The organism is Stagnimonas sp. FW305-C-60 (assembly GCF_058782965.1).
Genome location: NZ_JBYSYF010000007.1, coordinates 1 through 16,233 on the forward strand (window position 1 = coordinate 1; position 16,233 = coordinate 16,233).

13 protein-coding genes are annotated in these 16,233 nt (G+C 67.8%); 8 read left to right on the forward strand and 5 right to left on the reverse strand.

What is annotated here, in order from left to right:
* Nucleotides 1-114 precede the first annotated feature (114 nt).
* Together AC3WT6_RS15510 and putA are read left to right on the forward strand one after the other, a co-directional pair.
* The gene (locus tag AC3WT6_RS15510) at nucleotides 115-603 is read left to right on the forward strand and encodes a GNAT family N-acetyltransferase (RefSeq protein WP_492654509.1); all 489 of its coding nucleotides are present in this window, start codon (nucleotides 115-117) and stop codon (nucleotides 601-603) included.
* 461 nt (nucleotides 604-1,064) lie between these two features.
* Nucleotides 1,065-4,226, forward strand: a complete 3,162-nt coding sequence (putA, locus tag AC3WT6_RS15515) for a bifunctional proline dehydrogenase/L-glutamate gamma-semialdehyde dehydrogenase PutA (RefSeq protein ID WP_492654510.1) — start codon at nucleotides 1,065-1,067, stop codon at nucleotides 4,224-4,226.
* 27 nt (nucleotides 4,227-4,253) lie between these two features.
* Here the strand turns inward: putA and AC3WT6_RS15520 are convergent, their stop codons facing one another.
* The 4 genes from AC3WT6_RS15520 to AC3WT6_RS15535 all read right to left on the reverse strand — a co-directional run bounded on the left by AC3WT6_RS15520 (nucleotide 4,254) and on the right by AC3WT6_RS15535 (nucleotide 6,744).
* Entirely contained in the window at nucleotides 4,254-4,478 is a 225-nt protein-coding gene (locus tag AC3WT6_RS15520; RefSeq protein WP_492654511.1) for a hypothetical protein, read from the reverse strand.
* 117 nt (nucleotides 4,479-4,595) lie between these two features.
* Nucleotides 4,596-5,474, reverse strand: a complete 879-nt coding sequence (locus AC3WT6_RS15525; protein ID WP_492654512.1) for a DUF4097 family beta strand repeat-containing protein — start codon at nucleotides 5,472-5,474, stop codon at nucleotides 4,596-4,598.
* A gap of 11 nt (nucleotides 5,475-5,485) precedes the next feature.
* Nucleotides 5,486-6,154 (reverse strand): hypothetical protein, encoded by a 669-nt coding sequence (locus AC3WT6_RS15530; RefSeq protein WP_492654513.1) that lies wholly within the window; start codon nucleotides 6,152-6,154, stop codon nucleotides 5,486-5,488.
* On the reverse strand, nucleotides 6,151-6,744 hold the full coding sequence (locus AC3WT6_RS15535; RefSeq protein WP_492654631.1) for an RNA polymerase sigma factor: 594 nt from the start codon (nucleotides 6,742-6,744) through the stop codon (nucleotides 6,151-6,153). The genes AC3WT6_RS15530 and AC3WT6_RS15535 overlap by 4 nt, the downstream gene beginning before the upstream one ends.
* Before the next feature lie 164 nt (nucleotides 6,745-6,908).
* Between AC3WT6_RS15535 and AC3WT6_RS15540 the strand changes: the two genes are divergently transcribed.
* Nucleotides 6,909-7,541 carry a LysE family translocator gene (locus tag AC3WT6_RS15540; RefSeq protein WP_492654514.1) on the forward strand — a complete coding sequence of 211 codons (633 nt, stop codon included), beginning with the start codon at nucleotides 6,909-6,911 and terminating at the stop codon, nucleotides 7,539-7,541.
* Nucleotides 7,542-7,557: 16 nt separating this feature from the next.
* Here AC3WT6_RS15540 and AC3WT6_RS15545 read toward each other — a convergent pair whose 3' ends face one another.
* Complete coding sequence (locus AC3WT6_RS15545) at nucleotides 7,558-8,196, reverse strand: TetR/AcrR family transcriptional regulator (protein ID WP_492654515.1); 639 nt, start codon at nucleotides 8,194-8,196, stop codon at nucleotides 7,558-7,560.
* Nucleotides 8,197-8,390: 194 nt separating this feature from the next.
* Between AC3WT6_RS15545 and AC3WT6_RS15550 the strand changes: the two genes are divergently transcribed.
* The 5 genes from AC3WT6_RS15550 to AC3WT6_RS15570 all read left to right on the forward strand — a co-directional run bounded on the left by AC3WT6_RS15550 (nucleotide 8,391) and on the right by AC3WT6_RS15570 (nucleotide 16,147).
* Nucleotides 8,391-9,596, forward strand: coding sequence for an acetyl-CoA C-acetyltransferase (locus AC3WT6_RS15550; RefSeq protein WP_492654516.1), 1,206 nt, complete (start codon nucleotides 8,391-8,393; stop codon nucleotides 9,594-9,596).
* Nucleotides 9,597-9,692: 96 nt separating this feature from the next.
* Nucleotides 9,693-11,828: a 3-hydroxyacyl-CoA dehydrogenase NAD-binding domain-containing protein gene (locus tag AC3WT6_RS15555; protein ID WP_492654517.1), complete on the forward strand. Its 2,136-nt coding sequence runs from the start codon at nucleotides 9,693-9,695 to the stop codon at nucleotides 11,826-11,828.
* Nucleotides 11,829-11,832: 4 nt separating this feature from the next.
* Nucleotides 11,833-12,975, forward strand: a complete 1,143-nt coding sequence (locus AC3WT6_RS15560; RefSeq protein ID WP_492654518.1) for an SMP-30/gluconolactonase/LRE family protein — start codon at nucleotides 11,833-11,835, stop codon at nucleotides 12,973-12,975.
* Between the two features lie 2 nt (nucleotides 12,976-12,977).
* The gene (locus tag AC3WT6_RS15565) at nucleotides 12,978-13,850 is read left to right on the forward strand and encodes an oxygenase MpaB family protein (protein WP_492654519.1); all 873 of its coding nucleotides are present in this window, start codon (nucleotides 12,978-12,980) and stop codon (nucleotides 13,848-13,850) included.
* A gap of 35 nt (nucleotides 13,851-13,885) precedes the next feature.
* Nucleotides 13,886-16,147 carry an acyl-CoA dehydrogenase gene (locus AC3WT6_RS15570; RefSeq protein WP_492654520.1) on the forward strand — a complete coding sequence of 754 codons (2,262 nt, stop codon included), beginning with the start codon at nucleotides 13,886-13,888 and terminating at the stop codon, nucleotides 16,145-16,147.
* Nucleotides 16,148-16,233: the final 86 nt, after the last annotated feature.

Genomic DNA, 16,233 nt, shown 5'->3' on the forward strand with positions numbered 1-16,233 from the left:
GGATTGCGGATTGCGGATTGCGGATTGCGGATTGCGGATTGCGGATTGCGGATTGCGGATTGCGGATTGCGGCGAAGCATAGCGGCACAATGCCTCGACCTACCGAGACCCGCCATGCCCATCCAGATCCGCCCCGCCCGCCCAGACGACTGCCCGCTGATCGTCGCCCTGATCCGCGAACTCGCCGAGTACGAGAAGTTGCTCGATCAGTGCCAGGCCACTCCAGAAGCCCTGCGGGAGGCCCTGTTCGGCGCGCGGCCCTGGGCGGAATGCCTGATCGCCGAGCAGCAGGGCCAAGGCGTCGGCTTTGCCCTGTACTTCCACAACTACTCCACCTTTCTCGCCAAGCCCGGTCTCTATCTCGAAGACCTCTATGTGCGCCCGACCGCCCGCAAACTCGGCATCGGCAAGGCGCTGCTGGCGCGTTTGGCCGCACTCGCGCTGGAGCGCGGCTGCGGCCGCTTCGAGTGGAGCGTGCTGGACTGGAACAGCCCGGCGATCCGCTTCTACGAGAGCCTGGGCGCCCAGGCCCAGAGCGAGTGGACCATCTACCGGGTGAGCGGCGACGCCCTGACCACACTCGCGGCACAGGCGGCAACTTAGGGCCTGTCACCCATTAGAACGTCGCTGCGTTGCCGGTCAAAATGGCGTCGGGCAAGGCGCCTGCCGACGCGAAGGCTGGTTGCCTTCGCTGGGCGGGCAAGGCGGGATGACGCGCTTTTGGCCAGCAACCCCTAGGGGCGGGCTCGCGACACGGTGCCCGAGCGTAGCGAGGTGGGTGCGGGAGCGAGCCCTGCCGGCGCCTCCCGCACCCCTTGCTGCGCAAACACCGCGTCGGCGCCGGACGGTTTTGGGGCATTGCGGCGTCAGCAAGAGTTTCAATAGGCCCGCTATTGCGCACTCTTGCTTCCTTGCACTGCCCCAAGCACTTGGCCTCGGCGCGGCTTGCCTGCGGCCAGCCGCGTTAAGCCGAGTGCGCCTTCCGCCGCAGCGACGTTCCAATGGGTGACAGGCCCTAAACTGGCGGCAACTCCGTCTTCCCGCCGGCGACGCCGGCCACCGCCATGACCAGCTCCTACGTCTACGCCCAACCCGCGCCCGAGCGCGACGCCCCGCGCCGCGCCATCTCCGCCGCCTATCTCGCCGACGAGACCGCGCTGGTCAACAAGCTGCTCGGCCTCGCCGCCCTGCCGCCCGAGCACGCCAGTCTGGTGGCGCGTCAGGCCGCCGACTGGGTGGAGCGGGTGCGGCGGCTGAAGAACGAGCAGTCGCCGCTGGATGCCTTCATGCAGCAGTACGACCTCTCCAGCGAGGAGGGCGTGCTGCTGATGTGCCTAGCCGAAGCCTTGCTGCGCATCCCGGACGACGCCACCGCCGACAAGCTGATCGCCGACAAGCTCGGCGATGCCGACTGGGAGTCGCACTTCGGCAAGAGCGACTCGCTGTTCGTGAATGCCGGCACCTGGGGCCTGATGCTCACCGGCAAGATCGTCAAGCTCGCGCCCGACACCACCTCCGACTTCCGCCGCGCGCTCAACAAGCTGGTGGCCAAGTCCACCGAGCCGGTGATCCAGCTCGCCGTGCGCCAGGCGATGCGCCTGATGGGCTCGCAATTCGTGATGGGCAGGACCATCAGCGAGGCACTGAAGAACGCCCGCGGCAAGGCGCAGCGAACCTATCTGCACAGCTACGACATGCTCGGCGAGGCGGCGCTCACCGGCGCCGATGCCGAGCGCTACTTCAAGGCCTACCAGGACGCCATCGCCGCCATCGGCAAGGCGGCGCGCGAGGACGCGGTATTCGCCAGCGCGCCGATCTACGGTCGCCCCAACATCTCGGTGAAGCTCTCGGCGCTGCATCCGCGCTACGAACTCGCCCAGCGCGAACGCGTGCTGCGCGAGCTGACACCGAAGCTGCTGGCGCTGGCCCAGCAGGCCAAGGCCGAGGGCATCGGTCTGACCGTCGATGCCGAGGAGGCGGACCGGCTGGAGCTGTCGCTGGACTTGATCGAGGCGGTTTACGCCGATGCCTCGCTGGAAGGCTACGAGGGCTTTGGTCTGGCCGTGCAGGCCTTCCAGAAACGCGGCCTGGCGGTGATCGACTGGCTGGAACAGCTGGCGCGTCGGGTCGGAAGAAAACTGGCGGTGAGGCTGGTCAAGGGCGCCTACTGGGACACCGAGGTCAAGCGTTCGCAGGAGCAGGGCCTGGCCGGCTACCCGGTGTACACCCGCAAGGCCAACACCGATGTCGCCTACCTCGCCTGTGCGCGCCGCCTGTTGTCCGCGCGCGAGGTCTTCTACCCCATGCTCGCCACCCACAACGCCCACACCGTCGCGGCGGTGCGCGCCTACGCCGGCGACGAAACAGGCTACGAGTTCCAGCGCCTGCACGGCATGGGCGAGGCGCTCTACCAAGTGGTGCGGGAAGACCTGCCCCTGCCCTGCCGCGTCTATTCGCCGGTGGGCTCGCACGAGGATCTGCTGCCCTATCTGGTGCGGCGCCTGCTGGAGAACGGCGCCAACACCTCCTTCGTCAACCGCATCTTCGACGACAACACTCCGCCCGAAGCCCTGGTCGCCGATCCGGTGGAGGCGGTGCGCGCACTGGCGGTGAAGCCCAATCCGCATCTGCCGCTGCCCTCGGAGCTCTATGGCGCGGAGCGGCGCAATTCCGCCGGGCTGTTCCTGACTTCGGAGCCTGAGCTCGCCGCGCTCGCCGCCCAGCTCGCCGCCGCGCAGGCGCCCGTCCGCGCCAGCTCGATCACCGCCAGCGCCACCATGCCCGGCGAAACCCATCCGATCAGCGACCCCGCCGACCGCCGCCGGACGCTCGGCGAATGGACCGCGCTGCAGCTCACCGCGATCCCGACGCTGGTCGCCGATGCCCGCCGTGCCCAGCCGGGCTGGAACGCACTCTCCGCCGACGCTCGCGCCCTGGTGCTGGAACGCGCCGCCGACCGTCTGGAGGCCGAGCCCGCGCTCTACCTCCAGCTGCTGTTGCGCGAGGCCGGCAAGACCCTGGCGGACGCCAACGCCGAGGTGCGCGAGACCGTCGACTTTCTGCGCTATTACGCCGCGCAGGCGCGCAAGCTCATGAGCCGGCCAACCACCCTGCCCGGCCCCACCGGCGAGCACAACGAACTGCAATTGCACGGCAAGGGCCTGTTCGTCTGCATCTCGCCATGGAATTTCCCGCTGGCGATCTTCGCCGGCCAGATCGCGGCGGCGCTGGCCGCCGGCAACGCGGTAATCGCCAAGCCCGCCGAGCAGACCAACCTGATCGCCTACGCCTTCACCGGCCTGCTGCACGAGGCCGGCGTGCCGCGCGCGGTGCTGCAACTGGCCCTGGGCGATGGCCTGGTCGGCGGCGCCCTGGTCGGCGCCGAGGGCGTGACCGGCGTCGCCTTCACCGGCTCGGTGGAGGTGGCGCAGAAGATCAATCGCAGCCTGGCCGCGCGGCCGGGACCGATCGCCACCCTGATCGCCGAGACCGGCGGCCAGAACGCGATGATCGTCGACAGCTCGGCGCTGCCCGAGCAGGTGGTGAAGGACGCCATCCACAGTGCCTACTACTCCGCCGGCCAGCGCTGCAGTGCGCTGCGCGTGCTCTGTGTGCAGGAAGAAATCGCCGACAAGGTGGCGCAGCTGCTGGCCGGCGCCATGCAGGAGCTGTCGCTCGGCGACCCGGCGCTGCTGACCACCGACATCGGCCCGGTGATCGACGAGGAGGCGCGCGACAAGCTGCTGGCCCACGCGAGCCGCATGCGCGCCGAAGGCCGTGTGATCGGCGAACTGCCAATCCCGGCGGACTGCGCGCACGGCAGCTTCGTCGCGCCCCTGGCGGTGGAGCTGGACAGCCTGGCGGCGCTGCGCGAGGAGCAGTTCGGGCCGATCCTGCATCTGGTGCGCTACCGGGCCGACCAGCTCGATGCCCTCATCGACCAGATCAATAGCCTGGGCTATGGCCTGACCTTGGGCGTGCACTCGCGCATCGAGCGCACCTGGCGCCGGGTGCAGGCGCGCGCGCTGGTCGGCAACAGCTATATCAACCGCGGCATGACCGGCGCGGTGGTGGGTGTGCAGCCGTTTGGTGGCGAGGGTTTGTCGGGCACCGGCCCCAAGGCCGGCGGCCCGCATTACCTGCTGCGCTTCGTCACCGAGCGCACGCTGTCGGTGAATACCTCGGCGGTGGGCGGCAATGCCCGCCTGCTGGCGGCCAGCGCCTGAGCGCCGGGCGGGGAATGGGAGTGCGCCTCAGCGCGGGCTGAGACGGGTTTCCAGTTGCAGCTTGCAGGCCAGCTTCAGGCCACTGACGTCGGCCTCGCAGCCCTGGACCTGGCGCGGCAGCGGCACCGACTCCGAGCCGGCGAGCGTGGAATTGAGCGCCAGGCCGCCGAACAGCGAGCCCGCGCAGAAGGTGCTCAGCAGCAGCCAGCGGCGGCGGCGGCGCCAGTCGGCCTCGTCGTAGATTCGCAGCATGGGTGGCGTCCGAGTCGGGTCTGACGACACTGTCGCCCGAGACCCTTCACCGGTAGCGCCGGGGACGATGGGCGGCGCATTGGCGCCGACCAAGCGCCGCGCCGCCGTCTGTGGGCTTTAGTGTTTGTCGAGGCTGACGTCGCCGGAGAAGCTGGTCAGCACCACATTGCCGCGACCCTCGCCCAGGCGCAGCACGGTGCGCTTGCCATCGCTGCTCGGGCTGACGCCCTCGAAGTCGCAGCGCCTCTCGCCACTGAAGGTCTTCAGCGTCACTTCCGCCGACAGCGCCGCTGGCGCATCGAAGCGGACATCGCCGGACAGGGACTCGGCCTTCACCACCGCGTTGACCGCCGCCGCCGCATGGAAGTTGACATCGCCGGACACCGACTTCAGTTCCAGGCGGCTGAACGTACCGCCATCGACGCGCACATCGCCGGACACCGACTCGGCGCTGAGCGCCCCGGAAGCCCCCTCGATGTCGGCGTCGCCGCTGACTGTGCTGACCTTGGTGTCCACCGCGTAGGGCGCCCGCACGGTGAGATCGCCGCTGACGGTCTGGGCGCTGAGCTGCTTGGAATTGACCTCGATCTGCACGTCGCCGCTCACCGTCCGCGCCACCAGCGCGCCCTTGAGGCCGCGCACCACCAGATCGGCACTGGTGCCGTCCAGGGTCAGGGCAACACCGGCCGGCACCCGCAGGTGCAGCTGGGTTTCGTCGTAGGGGCCGTAGCGGTCGGATTTCTTGGTCCTGACCTCCAGCTTGAGGTCATTGGCGCTGCCGCTGATGTCGAGGTTCTCGACGTTGTCGGCGAGCTGGGCGGCGATATCCAGGGTCGCCTTGTCCCAGGCCTCGACCTGGATCACACCGGAGACATTGCGCACGCTCAGGCGCGCCTCGGGATTCAACGGCCGCTGCTCGGCAAACTCGCGCGGCGCGGCCTGGGCCAGACTGGCCGCCATGGCCAGTGCCAGCGCGGGAAAAGTGATGCGACTCATGGGCTACTCCTTCAATCGTGTTCGCTGTCGTAGAGCCCCTGCAGGGAGCGGCGCTGCGCCTCGGCGGCGGCCAGCAGGTCCTGCAGGGATTCCGATTCCGGGTCCACCCGCAGAGCGCGCTTCAGTTCGCGCTCGGCCTGGCTGACCATCTTCAAATTGGCGCGCAGCAGGCCACGGTGGTGGCCGCCGGCCTTGTAGCTGCGGGCGGCGAAGCGACCGCCGGCGCGGTAGCCGACGCTCACCAGACCGTTGTCCGGTTCCGCCGCGTCGTTGCCCGGCAGGCCTTCCCAACTCTCAGTGCGCAGGCTGCGCATCTGCCGCGGCAGGCTGGCCACCAGCTCGCCCTGCGGCGGCTGCCAGACCGCGCCGCGCCCGGTGCTCGCCGCCATGCCGGGACCGGCCTCCGGGGCAGTCGTCGACGCCGCGGCGAGTTGCGGGTTCTCCGGCACCGGGCTGGGGCTGCGCAGGATCAGCCCCACCAGACTGGCGACGCAGAGACTGGCGGCCAGGCCATAGGCCCAGACCGGGTTGCGCCGCCGCCGTGGCGGCAGCCGTGCCTCGATGCCGGCCCAGAGATCGCGCTCGGGCAGGCGCTCGCGCGCCAACTGCTCCAGGCCCGGGACAGGCCCGATCTCCAGGCCAGGCTCGCCCTCGCCAGGACGCTGCGGGCGGGTATTCATGACAACCACTCCTTCATCAGTTTGCGGGCGCGGTGCAGCTGCGCCTTGGAAGTGCCAACCGCGATGCCGGTGGCGGCGGCGATCTCGTCGTGCTGCCAACCTTCGAGATCGTGGAGCACCAGAACGGCGCGGGCGCCTTTTGGCAGACGTGCCAGCGCGCGTTCGACATCGATGCGGTCACCGAGACCGGCGCTGGGGTTGTGGCCGGGCTCGGCCACACCGTCTTCCTGGGCCTGATCGAAGCTGGTCCAGCGTTTCAGCAACCGGTGCTCGCCCAGCACGACGTTGACGGTCAGCCGGTGCAGCCAGGTGGAAAACGCCGATTCGCCACGGAAGCTGTCGAGCTTTTCCCAGGCGCGCACGAAGGCATCTTGCGCGGCCTGGTCGGCCTTGGCGGAATCGCCGTCGCAGAGCCGCCAGCACAGGCCGTAGACCTTGCCGATGTGGCGGCGGTACAGGCGCTCGAAGGCCCGGGCGTCGCCACCGGCGGCAGCGCGTACGTCCTGGCTGTCGTCGGGCAGAGCCTGGGCGCGCGCCGGGCCGGTGACCACCAGCGGCTCATTGGCCGCGTCAGGCATCGTCAAAGACATGTCGAAGGTGGCGGAACTGAGATCCATGTCGCTTCGATGCGACTCGGGGTCCTGGGGTTTGAATGGCATCCGCCCTCCCGACTTAAAGGCCCTGAACCTACGGCCCGCTATGATCGCCGGCATTGACGCCGCATCCTCGCACAGCCCGGCCATGAGCAGCCACGATGAATAGCGCCAGCCTGCTGGTCACCGCCGCCGGCGCCCACCTGCTGGCGGTGATGAGCCCCGGCCCCGACTTCGCGATGGTCAGCCGCCAGACCCTGGCCCATGGCCGCGCCGCCGGACTGCGTACCGCCTGGGGGATCGCCGCCGGCATCGTCTTCCACGTCGGCTATGCCCTGTTCGGCCTGGGCTGGCTGCTGCAGGCCTATCCGCTGCTGCTGGAGCTGCTGCGCTACGCCGGCGCCGGCTTTCTGATCTGGATGGGCACCAGCGCCCTGCGCAGTTCCGCCCCACCGGCCGGCGGTACGGCCGCGTCGACTCCGGCGCCAGCGGCCCGCCACGACTTTCTGATCGGGCTCGGCACCAACCTGCTCAACCCCAAGGCGACCTTGTTCTTCGTCGCCCTCTGCTCGGCCCTGGTGACCACGCCGACCCCGATCGGCCAGAAACTGGCGCTCGCCGCCTGGATCGTGCTCACCACCGGAGTCTGGTTCAGCCTGGTGGCCCTGCTGCTGGGCCAGCCCCGGGCGCGGGCGCGGCTCGCCGCCCACGCCTGGCTGATCGACCGCGCCATGGGCGCGGTGCTGGTGCTGCTGGGGCTGGCCATGCTGCTGGCGCCGCTGGCACCGGTCTAGGCTGGCTTCAGGCCGCTCAGGGCTGCTTGGCGATGGAGCGCCAGAGCATCTCGAACAGCACATTGGCCTGGGCGGTGAGCGGCTCGCGCTGGCCGCGATGGATGTGCATCTGCACCAGCCGGCCGAGCACGCCGAAGAAATAGTCGAGCAGCACCTTTTCGCTCACCTCGTCGGTGAGGATGCCTTTCTCGCGGCCCTCGTGCAGCACTTTGATGAAGGTGCCGAACAGCGCCGGATTCTCGTAGTTCTCCTGCTTGCGCCAGGTGTTGACGTAGACGCTGCTCATCAGCATCTGCGCCACCTTGGGGTTTTTCTCGAAGAAGTCGAGCGTCACCCAGAACACCTTGCGCAGGCGCTCCTTGTAGTCCTCGATGCCCTGCAGGTGGTCGATCATCCGCGCCGCCAACAGACCCAGCCAGGAATCCAGGCCGGAGAACAGCAGCGCCTCCTTGCTGCCGTAGTACTTGTAGAGCGTCTGCAGGCTGACATTGGCGCCGCGGGCGATCTCGATCAGGCCGACGCGGTGGAATTCCCGCTCCGCGAAGATGTCCAGCACCGCCTGCTCGATGCGTGCGCGGGTGGCCGGGTCGATCTGCCCCGGCTTGCCCTCGGCGGCCATCGCCTGGGGCTTGCTGGCGGTCTTCTTCTTGTTCATTCCGTAACTTTCCTTACTCTTGCATTGACGGCGCCGACAGCGGCTGACTGTCGGCGCTGCATTGACGCCGGATTACCTGCTACCTATGCTCGGTTCGCAAGATGCCGGCCGGTATGCACGGCCCTTGTCGACGAGAATTTATCGTCGCCCCGACGACAGTGATCGTAATTCAGATTACCAACCCGAACAAGACCATGACAGACGCCTACATCTTTGACGCCGTGCGCACGCCGCGCGGCAAGGGCAAGAAGGACGGCAGCCTCCACGAGGTGACGCCGATCCATCTGTTGAAGACTCTTTTTGACGCCCTGCGCGAGCGCAATGCCCTCGACACCTCCAAGGTCGACGATGTGGTGCTCGGCTGCGTCACCCCGGTGGGGGAGCAGGGCGCGGACATCGCCCGTATCGCCGCGCTCTACGCCGGCTGGCACGAGTCGGTGGCGGGCGTCACCCTCAACCGCTTCTGCGCCTCCGGCCTGGAAGCGGTGAACCTCGCCGCCATGAAGGTGATGAGCGGCCAGGAGCGCCTGGTGGTGGCCGGCGGCGTCGAAAGCATGTCGCGCTGGCCCATGGGCAGCGACGGCGGCGCGATGGTCATGGACCCGCGCGTCAACGGCGGCATCGGCTTTGCGCCGCAGGGCATCGGCGCCGATCTGATCGCCAGCCTCGAAGGCTTCAGCCGCGCCGATGTCGACAGCTTCGCAGTGCGCTCGCACCAGCGTGCGGCGGCGGCGCAGGCGGCCGGCTACTTCGACAAGACCCGCATCCCGGTGAAGGACTTGAACGGCCTCACCGTGCTCGATCACGACGAGACCATCCGCGCCGGCACCACGCTGGAAACCCTGGCGGGCTTGAAGCCCAGCTTCGCCGACATGGGCGCGATGGGCTTCGACGCCACCGCGCTGCGCAAGTACACGACGGTCGAGAAGATCGAGCACGTCCACCACGCCGGCAACAGCTCCGGCATCGTCGATGGCGCCTCGTTGATGCTGATCGGCAACCTGGAGATGGGCGCCAGGCTGGGCCTGAAGCCACGCGCGCGCATCAAGGCCTGCGCGGTCACCGGCAGCGAGCCGACCATCATGCTCACCGGCATCGGCCCAGCCTCGAAGAAGGCGCTCAAGCAAGCCGGCATGAGCGCGAAGGACATTGATCTTTACGAGATCAACGAGGCCTTCGCCGCCGTGGTGCTGCGCGCCGCCCGTGATCTCGACATCCCGCTCGACAAGATCAATGTCAACGGCGGCTCGATCGCCATGGGCCATCCGCTCGGAGCCACCGGCTGTCTGATCCTCGGCGCCCTGCTCGATGAGCTGGAGCGCAGCGGCAAGCAGACCGGCCTCGCCTCGCTCTGCGTCGGCGGCGGCATGGGCATCGCCACCATCATCGAGCGCGTGTGACGCGCTCTCGTGAGGCGACAGGCGTGAGGAGTGAGGCGTGAACAACGCCGCCCCCCGCGCCTCACGCCTCCCCCCTCACCCCTCACGGAGCAAGCCATGAGCGCAGTCCAATTCAACGTCGATGCCGACGGCATCGCCACCCTCGTCCTCGACATGCCGGGCCGTTCGATGAATGTGCTCAACGACGAGCTGACCACGCCGTTCGGCGAAGCGATCAGCAGGATCGAGGGCGACGTCGGCATCAAGGGCGTGATCATCACCAGCGGCAAGAAGGAATTCCTCGCCGGCGCCGACATCGAGAAGGTCTACGCAATGATCGACCCGAAACAGGCCTACGCGATGGCCGAGGCCTACAAGGCCTTTCTGCGTCGCCTGGAAAAATGCGGCCGGCCGGTGGTCGCGGCGCTCAACGGCACCGCGCTCGGCGGCGGCCTGGAACTGGCGCTGGCCTGCCATTACCGCGTCGCCATCGACGACGCCAAGGCCAAGTTCGGCTTGCCGGAAGTTAAGCTGGGCCTGCTGCCGGGCGGCGGCGGCACCCAGCGCCTGCCGCGCCTGATCGGCATCCAGGCGGCGCTGCAACCGATGCTCGAAGGCAAGGAGTTCAAGCCCGGCGAAGCCAAGGCGGCCGGCTTCATCAACGAACTGGCGAAGGACCGTGACGACATGCTCGCCAAGGCCAAGGCCTGGGCACTGGCCAATCCCAAGGCGGTGCAGCCCTGGGACGACAAGAAGTTCAAGTTCCCGGGCGGTGACTCCAAGAACCCGGCACTGGTGCAGCTGTTCGCCATCGCGCCCTCGATGGCGCATGCCAAGACCCAGGAGAACTACCCCGCCGCCGACAACATCCTGTCCTGCGTCTACGAAGGCGGCATGGTCGATTTCGACACCGGCTGCCGCATCGAGTCCCGCTACTTCGCCGACTGCGTGGTCTCGCAGGTGTCGAAGAACATGATCGGCACGCTGTGGTTCCAGCTCAATGCCATCAACAAGGGCAAGTCGCGGCCGGATGGCTACGCCAAGTCCAGCGTGAAGAAGCTGGGCGTGCTCGGCGCCGGCATGATGGGCGCCGGCATCGCCTACGTTTCCGCCAAGGTCGGCATGACGGTGGTGCTGCTCGACACCACGCAGGAGGCCGCCGACAAGGGCAAGGCCTATTCCGCCAACCTGCTCGACAAGCAGGTCAAGCGCGGCCGCATGACCGCGCAGGCCCGCGATGAATTCCTCGCCCGCATCATCGCCACCACCGACTTCGCCCAGATGGCCGGCTGCGATCTGGTGATCGAGGCGGTGTTCGAGGATCGCGGCATCAAGGCCGAGGTAACGAAGAAGACCGAGGCCGTGCTCGCCGCGTCTTCTGTGTTCGCGTCGAACACCTCCACCCTGCCGATCACCGGTCTCGCCAAGGCCAGTGCGCGGCCGAAGAATTTCATCGGCCTGCACTTCTTCTCGCCGGTCGACAAGATGCCACTGGTCGAGATCATCATGGGTGCGGAGACCTCACCGGAAACCCTGGCGAAGGGCTTCGACTATGTGCAGCAGATCAAGAAGACGCCGATCGTGGTCAACGACTCGCGCGGCTTCTACACCAGCCGCGTGTTCGCCACCTACATCATGGAAGGCGCCAGCCTGCTGCTCGAAGGACAGCACCCGCGCGCCATCGAGATGGCGGGCTTGAAGGCCGGCATGCCGGTAGGCCCGCTGGCGCTGCACGACGAGGTCTCGCTCTCGCTCAGCCACCATATCCTCGAGCAGACCCGCAAGGACTACGCGGCCGAGGGCAAGGCCTTTCCGGAACATCCCGCCAATGCCCTGATCGAGAAGATGGTCAGGACGCTGGACCGCCCGGGCAAGAAGGCCGGCAAGGGCTTCTACGACTATCCGGTCGGTGCTGAAAAGCACCTCTGGCCGGGCCTGGCCGAGCAGTTCCCGCTCGCCAAGACCCAGCTCGATCAGTCCGAGATGATCGACCGGATGATGTATGTGCAGGCCAACGAGGCCGCCAAGTGCTTCGAGGAAAACGTGGTGATGACGGTGGCCGACACCAACATCGGCTCGATCTTCGGCTGGGGCTTTGCCCCGCATCAGGGTGGCGCGCTGCAGTTCATCAACGCGGTGGGCCTGGCGAAATTCGTCGCGCGTAGCGAGGAGCTGGCCGGCAAGTACGGCGAGCGCTTCCGGCCGGCGGCGCTGCTGAAGAAGATGGCGTCTGAAGGCAAGCGTTTCGAGTAGCGCCATGCGCACGGCGATGAAGTGGCTAGTGCGGATGCTGCTGGCCCTGATCGCACTCATCGCCGTGTTGCTGCTGGTGGTAAAGCTGCGCTACGGCGGTGGGCGCAGCGACTTTCCGGACCGCAGCGGGGCTCCGACCCTGCCCGCCTCGGCACTGGAAGTGGTTGCCGAGCTGCCCACTCCGCCCGGCAACATCGCGGTATCGGCGGAGGGTCGCGTGTTCGTCTCGCTGCACCCGGAGGCCCGCCCCAGCCAGACCCTGGTGGAACTGGTGAACGGCCAAGCACGCCCCTGGCCCAGCGCCGAAGCGCAGGCGCAATTCACCGACGTGCTGGGCATCCGCATCGACCGCCAGAACCGCCTATGGACGCTCGACAACGGCGGTCATGGCGTGAAGCCGGTGAAGCTGACCGCCTTCGATGTCGCCAGCGGCGAGCGATTGCGCGAGATCGTCTTCGAGCGCGCCATCGCCGGCCTCGGCTCGCACTACAACGACCTGCAAATCTCCAGCGACGGCGGCAGCGTCTACATCGCCGATGCCAGCTTCTTCGGCCTGAAGCCGGCGCTGGTGGTGGTCGATGTGGGCAGCGGCAAGGCACGCCGCCTGCTGGAGCGGCATGTCTCGGTCACGCCCGAGAACTACATCCCGGTGGTCCAGGGTCGTCGCATGGAAGCCTTCGGCCTGGTGGCGATCCGGCCCGGCGTCGATTCCATCGCGCTCTCCCGCGACGACCAGTGGCTGTACTACGCGCCGATCACCGGCACGCACCTCTACCGCATCCGCACCGCCGATCTGCGCAACCAGGCTCTGGGCCCGGAGCAACTCGCCGGACAGGTCGAGACGCTCGCGCCAAAGACCATGTCGGATGGCATCAGCAGCGACGACCAGGGCCGCATCTACCTCTCCGATCTCGAACACTCGGCCATCGTCCGCTACGCACCCGACACCGGCGCGCTGGAGACGCTGATCAAGACCGAGACGCTGCGCTGGCCGGATGGCTTTTCCTTTGGCCCGGAGGGCTGGCTCTACGTCACCGGCTCCTCGCTCCACCAGGTCATCGGTCTGCCGGCTTCCAGCGTTGCCGAGCACGCGCCCTACCCGGTGTTCCGCTTCAAGCCGGGCGCAAGTGCGGCGGCCGGGCATTGAACATGCGCCACCCCTATTGGGCAAGACGCGAGATCGAGCGCCTCGATCCGGAACGCGATGCGCGCCGCATCGTGCATCTGTCCTTCGAGGTGCGTTACGGCCCGCCGCTGTTCGTCTACCTGCTGTTCTCCCTCGCCTTCGCGCGCCAGGTGGCGATACCCGACATCGCCCGTGTGCTCTGGCGTGGTGGGCGCGGCGACATCGTCACCCAGACCCGCAAGCGCAACCAGGACACCCTGCTGTTCTTCGGGCAGTTCTTCCGGCATTGGGACGACGAACAGGGCCAGCGCGCCGCCGAGCAGCTGCGCCGCATGCACGCGCGCTTCACCATCCACAACGACCTCAACCTCTACACGCTGGCCACTCTCTGCTGCGAGCCGCAGCGGGTGGCCGAGCGCATGGCCGGGCGGGACATCTTCAGCCGCAACGAGACGCGGGCGATGTACGTGTTCTGGCGCCGCATCGGCGAACTGCTGGGCATCACCGATATCCCGACGGACGAGTTCGCGCTGCGGCGCTGGATGGAGGCCTACGAGGCCGGGCACTACGCCAGCACGCCCGACGGCATCGGTGTGGTGCGGGCCCTGGCGAAGGATGTCGGCGCCCTGCTGATGCCGGCCAGCCTGGGTTCAGTGGGCGAGCATATTTTCTATTCGACCTTCGACGCGCCGCTGCGGCGTGTGCATGCGGTGCCCACACCCTCGCCGCTGCTGCGCGGCCTGGTCGGCGCCGGCACCTGGAGCTACCTGCGGGCTTTCAGCCGCTGGCTGCCAGACCCCGGAGAGCGCGATCTGATCGGCGCCTTCGGTCAGGACTACGGCGGCGCCTTTGATCTCCGGCAGGTCGGCCCTGAGCGCGATCTGCCCAGAAACTGAGTTTCCCCTTTCGACCTACGCCAAGGAGTGCTGCCATGTTCGCTCTACTGATGAGCTGGATGAAGTCCAACAAGCTGCTGCCGCAGATTTCCGATACCGAGCGCCAGGCCCTGGAAGCCGGCTCGGTGTGGATCGACGGCGAGTTCTTCGGCGGCAACCCCGACTTCAGGAAGATGCTCGCCGAGGCCTATGCGCGGGTCTCGCCGGAAGAGCAGGCCTTCCTCGACGGACCGGTGGAAGAGCTGCTGCGGATGATCGACCGCTACGAGATCAACCGCAGCAAGCGGGTGCCACCGGAAATCCTCGACTTCCTCAAGAGCAAGGGCTTCATGTCCTTCCTCATCGACAAGAAGTACGGCGGCCTCAAATTCTCCAAGCTGGCCATCTCCACGATCATGGCCAAGGTCACCAGCTACAACGCCGGCGTCGGAACCTATGTGGTGATTCCGAATACGCTGGGCGCTGCCGAGCTGATCATCCATTACGGCACCGAGGCGCAGAAGGACCACTACCTGCCCAAGCTGGCGCGCGGCGAATACATCCCCTGCTTCGGCCTCACCGAGCCCACCGCCGGCTCCGACGCCGCCAGCATCAAGGCCGAGGGCGAGGTGTTCCGCGACGCCGACGGCGAGATCAAGATCCGCCTCAACTTCCGCAAGCGCTACATCACGCTGGCGCCGGTCGCCAATCTGGTGACCCTGGCCTGCAAGCTGCTTGATCCACAGAACCTGCTTGGCAAAGGCGCCGACATCGGCATCAGCTGCGTGCTGATCCACAAGGGCACGCCGGGCTTTTCCAGCGGCGATCACCACATGCCGATCGGTGACGCCTTCGACAACGGCCCGCTCTACGGCAAGGACGTGGTGGTGCCGGTCGGCAACATCATCGGCGGCGTAGCGCGCGCCGGCCAGGGCTGGAAGATGCTGATGGAGCAGCTCGCCGGCGGTCGCGCGGTGTCACTGCCGGCCGGCGCGGTCGGCGGCGCCAAGGCGGTGGCGGCAGCCACCGGCGCCTATTCGATGGTGCGTCAGCAGTTCGGTATTGCCATCGGCCGCATGGAAGGCGTGGAGGACAAGGTCGGCAAGATCGCCGGCCTCTCCTACCTGCTCGAAGCCTCAAGGGTGTTCGTCTGCTCGGCGCTGGACGCCGGCCACGAGCCGCCGGTGACTTCCGCCGTCCTCAAGGCCTACACCACCGAGATCAGCCGACAGCTCATCACCGAAGGCATGGACGTGTTCAGCGGCGCCGGCGTCATGCAGGGGCCCAACAACATCCTCGGCATCGGCTACTCGACCGCACCGGTGGGCGTGACGGTGGAAGGCGCCAACATCATGACCCGCACCCTGATCGTGTTCGGCCAGGGCGCCACCCGCTGCCACCCCTACGCGCTGGAAGTGGTGCACGGCGCCGAGGAAGGCGATGTCGCCAAGTTCCGCAAGAACCTGCTCGGCTGGTTCGGCCATGTCGTCGCCGGCTTCGGCCGCACCATCGTGCGAGGACTCACCCGCGGCTACACGGTAGCGGTGCCCGAGGTCGCGCCGGAAACCAAGACCTATTACCGCCGGCTCGGCTGGGCGGCGGCACGCTATGGCCTGTATACCGACCTGGCGATGTTCGCCATCGGCGGCAAGCTGAAGGCGCGCGGCAAGCTCACCGGCCGCTATGCCGATGCGCTGGCCTGGCAGCTGCTGGGCTTCTCGGCGCTGCGCCGCTTCGAGGCCGAGGGCCGTCGCCAAGAAGATCTGCCGCTGGTGCACTACGCGCTCAACTATTCGCTGGCGCAGGTGCAGGAGGCCTTCGAGGGCATCGTTGCCAACTTCGACGGCGTGCTCGGCAAGCTGATGCGCGTCTTCGTCACCCCGGTGCTACGTCTGAATCCGCTCGGCAGCCTGCCCAAGGACGCGCTCAGCCACGCCGCCGCGCTTACCCTCCAGAGCCACAACGCGCAGTTCCGTCGGCTCACCGAGTACGTGTACGCGCCGCCGGAAACTGCCGGCGGCCTGGGCCGCCTGCTGCGCGCCTTCCGCCTGGGCACCGAGGTGCAGACCATCCTGGCGAAGATCCACGAGGCACAGAAGGCCCGCAAGCTGCCGCGTGGTCCTCTCGAAGATCTGGCCGGCGAGGCCGCGCATCTGGGGCTGATCAGCCGCGAGGAGGCCAACCAGGTGGCCACGGCAGTCAGCGCCCGGCTGGAAGCCATCGAGGTCGATGTGTTCAAGCCCGAGCAGTATTTCGTCGAGAGCAAGGGCAGCCAGGGCATCTACTTCGGCGCCCCGGAACACAAACTGGTCGCCTAGTACTCTCGCCACGCATCTCTCAGGCCCGCCGCCGAAACGGCGGGTTTCTTTGCCGCTGCAGCGGGCACCAAGGCCGTCGCGGCAAG

Excerpts from the sequence above, each read along its gene's own strand:
- AC3WT6_RS15510 (WP_492654509.1), top strand. The coding sequence starts at position 115 with ATGCCCATCCAGATCCGCCCCGCCCGCCCAGACGACTGCCCGCTGATC.
- putA (WP_492654510.1), top strand. The coding sequence starts at position 1,065 with ATGACCAGCTCCTACGTCTACGCCCAACCCGCGCCCGAGCGCGACGCC.
- AC3WT6_RS15520 (WP_492654511.1), bottom strand. The coding sequence starts at position 4,478 with ATGCTGCGAATCTACGACGAGGCCGACTGGCGCCGCCGCCGCCGCTGG.
- AC3WT6_RS15525 (WP_492654512.1), bottom strand. The coding sequence starts at position 5,474 with ATGAGTCGCATCACTTTTCCCGCGCTGGCACTGGCCATGGCGGCCAGT.
- AC3WT6_RS15530 (WP_492654513.1), bottom strand. The coding sequence starts at position 6,154 with ATGAATACCCGCCCGCAGCGTCCTGGCGAGGGCGAGCCTGGCCTGGAG.
- AC3WT6_RS15535 (WP_492654631.1), bottom strand. The coding sequence starts at position 6,744 with ATGTCTTTGACGATGCCTGACGCGGCCAATGAGCCGCTGGTGGTCACC.
- AC3WT6_RS15540 (WP_492654514.1), top strand. The coding sequence starts at position 6,909 with ATGAATAGCGCCAGCCTGCTGGTCACCGCCGCCGGCGCCCACCTGCTG.
- AC3WT6_RS15545 (WP_492654515.1), bottom strand. The coding sequence starts at position 8,196 with ATGAACAAGAAGAAGACCGCCAGCAAGCCCCAGGCGATGGCCGCCGAG.
- AC3WT6_RS15550 (WP_492654516.1), top strand. The coding sequence starts at position 8,391 with ATGACAGACGCCTACATCTTTGACGCCGTGCGCACGCCGCGCGGCAAG.
- AC3WT6_RS15555 (WP_492654517.1), top strand. The coding sequence starts at position 9,693 with ATGAGCGCAGTCCAATTCAACGTCGATGCCGACGGCATCGCCACCCTC.
- AC3WT6_RS15560 (WP_492654518.1), top strand. The coding sequence starts at position 11,833 with ATGCGCACGGCGATGAAGTGGCTAGTGCGGATGCTGCTGGCCCTGATC.
- AC3WT6_RS15565 (WP_492654519.1), top strand. The coding sequence starts at position 12,978 with ATGCGCCACCCCTATTGGGCAAGACGCGAGATCGAGCGCCTCGATCCG.
- AC3WT6_RS15570 (WP_492654520.1), top strand. The coding sequence starts at position 13,886 with ATGTTCGCTCTACTGATGAGCTGGATGAAGTCCAACAAGCTGCTGCCG.